This is a genomic window from Sulfuricaulis sp. (genome assembly GCF_049587675.1).
Classification (GTDB): domain Bacteria; phylum Pseudomonadota; class Gammaproteobacteria; order Acidiferrobacterales; family Sulfurifustaceae; genus Sulfuricaulis.
The window spans coordinates 1-2,792 of record NZ_JBAVEJ010000168.1 but is presented as its reverse complement, the minus strand read 5'-3'; the positions used below and the strand labels follow the sequence as shown (position 1 = coordinate 2,792).

General features: G+C 63.8%; 3 protein-coding genes. 1 reads left to right on the top strand and 2 read right to left on the bottom strand.

All coding sequences use genetic code 11. The features are described 5' to 3' along the window. The coding region (locus WB402_RS08635) for a TRAP transporter large permease subunit (protein ID WP_424206911.1) at positions 1-666 on the top strand (666 nt) is incomplete at its 5' end. A gap of 10 nt (positions 667-676) precedes the next feature. Here WB402_RS08635 and WB402_RS08630 read toward each other — a convergent pair. Together WB402_RS08630 and WB402_RS08625 are read right to left on the bottom strand one after the other, a co-directional pair. Then, positions 677-1,777, bottom strand: coding sequence for a mechanosensitive ion channel family protein (locus WB402_RS08630; protein ID WP_424206909.1), 1,101 nt, complete (start codon positions 1,775-1,777; stop codon positions 677-679). Between the two features lie 17 nt (positions 1,778-1,794). Next, positions 1,795-2,792 (bottom strand): chloride channel protein (locus tag WB402_RS08625; RefSeq protein WP_424206908.1); only part of this gene is annotated, 998 nt, incomplete at its 5' end.

The window sequence follows — 2,792 nt, the reverse complement described above, 5'->3', positions numbered from 1 at the left end:
TCCCTCCGGGAGATCGGCGCGGCGTTCAAGGACGCCGCGTGGGGTCTGCTCGCCCCCCTCATCATCCTCGGCGGCATCTACGGCGGCATCTTCACCGCAACCGAGGCGGCCACCGTCGCGGTCGTCTACGGCGTGATCGTCGGCTTCTTCATCCACCGGGACCTGAAGCTCTCCGACCTGCCGGGAATCCTCGTAGACACCGGGGTCACGACGGGGGTGGTGATGCTGCTCGTGTGCACCGCCTCGGTCTTCGCCTGGGTGCTCAACACCTCGGGCGTCGCCGCCGCCGCGGCTTCGGGGCTGCTGCACCTGGCCTCCGGGAAGATGGTCGGTCTCCTGCTGATCAACGCGGTCCTGCTGGTCGCGGGCTCCCTGATGGACGCCATCTCGATCTTCTACGTCCTCCTGCCGATCCTCCTGCCCGTGGTGAAGGCGCTCGGGATCGACCTGGTCCACTTCGGGATCGTGATGACGGTCAACATGGCGATCGGCCAGATCACGCCCCCGGTCGGGGTCAACCTCTTCGTCGCCTGCGGGATCGCCCGCATCTCCATGAAGGAGATCTCCCAGGCGGTCCTCCCGATGGTCGCCGCCCAGGCCGCGGCGCTCCTCGTCATCAGTTTCTGGCCGGACCTTTCCCTTTTCCTCACCCGGTTCATGCGGTAAGGGGTTGTCTTTACGAATCGGGCTCCTTCGGGGATCGGGGTTGGGCCGGCCCGGTGGCGCCCCGAGTGCCCTGATCCTCCCGAAGGTGGATGGTCCGTTGCGGGAACGGGATTTCGATCCCTTCGTCCCGGAACCTTGAGAGGATCCGTTTCCGCAGTTCGTGCTGCACGGTGTATTGGTCGACAAACTCCCCGATCTGACAGATTAGCGTAAAGTCCAGTGAGCTGGCGCCGAACCCCGGGATGAACCGGACAAAGGGGGCCGGCTCGCCGAGCAGGCCCGGGACCGTGCCGACGGCCGCGGTCGCCTCGTCGACAAGCACCCGCTCGACGAGGTCCGGATCCGTGGAGTAGCTCACGCTGACCGGTATTAAAACCGACATCCTCCTCTCCGGGAGGCAGTAGTTCGTCAGGATCGTCTGCGTGACCTTGCTGTTGGGGATGATGACCATGTTGTTCGACAGCATCCGGATCCGGGTCGTCCTCCAGGTGATGTCCTCGACGAATCCCTCCTGGCCCGTTTCCAGCCGGATGAAGTCGCCGATCCTGATCGGCTTCTCGATGAGGACATGGATCCCGGCGAAGAGGTTCGCCAGCGTGTCCTGGAGGGCGAGTGCGACAGCCAGGCCGCCGATGCCCAAGGCGGTGATGATCGGCGTGATGGAGATCCCAAGGATGGAAAGGATCACCAGGAACCCGACGGTCAGGATCGTCCCCTTGATCAGCCCGTGCGCGAGGCCTGTCCCGGGGATCGGCAGATTCGACCGCCGGATGTAGTCCTTGAAAACGGCCCCGCCTATGCCGGCGACGGCCACCGTGGCGGAGAGTACGATCAGGACCTCGATCCCCCGGTTGACGAACGCGATTCGCCTTTCAGGAAGCTCCGATATGTCGACGCCGAAGTGAAGGCCGAGGGCGAAGCACCAGTAGACGGATGGAATGCGGAGGGATGCCAGGATGAAGTCATCCAGCCGCGTCTCCGTTTTTTCCGCCCACCGACGGAAGTACCGGAGCCCCAGCGCCCGAAGCGCCAATAGAACCGCCGACGACGATACGGCGACCGCGAGCGGAAGCGCTACCCCCCTGAAGATATTCTCCATGCCGGGTTCCATCCCCCGTATCCCGCCGGTCAGCCTCCGCTCTTGGCGTAGTAGTAGTTTACGATGTCGCGCTTGGAAATCATGGCCACGACCGTGTTCGGCTTCTCACGGTCAACGACGGGCAGTTCATCCACTCCGATCGCCGCCATCTTGTCGAGGGCCTGCTGCAACGTATCGTCCCGGAGGACGCTCACCACGCTTCGGGTTGCCACGTCCTTGGCGATGATGACGTGGTCGACGTCGTTCTCGAAGAGAACCGAGCGGATGTCGTTGATCGATACGATCCCGGTTACCTGCCCCGCCGCGTCGACGACGGGGAAATGGGATTCCCCGGAACGGGAGACCGTCCGGACGAGTTCACCGAAAGGCATGGTTTCCGGGATCGCCGTGATCGGCTGGGGGTGCACGGCCTCGTGGACCCGGATCCGTTCCAGCATTCCCCGGGCGAACTCGGTCAGGTGTGCGGGGGATGCGAACCGGCTGATCTGCTGCTTCTCATAGAGTCTCGTATTCCGTAACAGCAGGTAGGAGATGGAAGAGACGACCATAAGGGGGACCAGGAGGGTGTAGCTCGCGCTCATCTCGCACGCCATGATGATCGAAGCGATCGGAACCTTGGCGACGCCCGCGAAGAACCCGCCCATTCCGACGAGGACGAAGGAATTGGGATGGATGACCCAGCCGGGGGCGACCTTGTGCCCGAGGAAACCGAACGCCCCGCCCAGCATGGCCCCGATGAACACCGACGGGCCGAAGACGCCTCCGCTTCCGCCGGAACTGATGGTACAGGAGGTCGCGGCGATCTTCAGGAACACCAGGAGGAGCATCGTTCCCCAGAAGATTTTCCCTTCCAGCGCCATCTGGATCCAGCCGTACCCCCCGTCCGTTATCTGTGGAGAAAGGAACGCGATGGCGCCCAGCATCAGCCCGCCCAGCGCCGGCTTGAACATCTTGTGGATCCCCAGGGGCTTGAAGAACCGGTCCCGCGCCCCGTAGAAGGAGCGAACGTAGACGAATCCGACCAGGG

Coding starts and splice junctions, on each gene's coding strand:
- WB402_RS08630 (WP_424206909.1), bottom strand. CDS start 1,777: ATGGAACCCGGCATGGAGAATATCTTCAGGGGGGTAGCGCTTCCGCTC.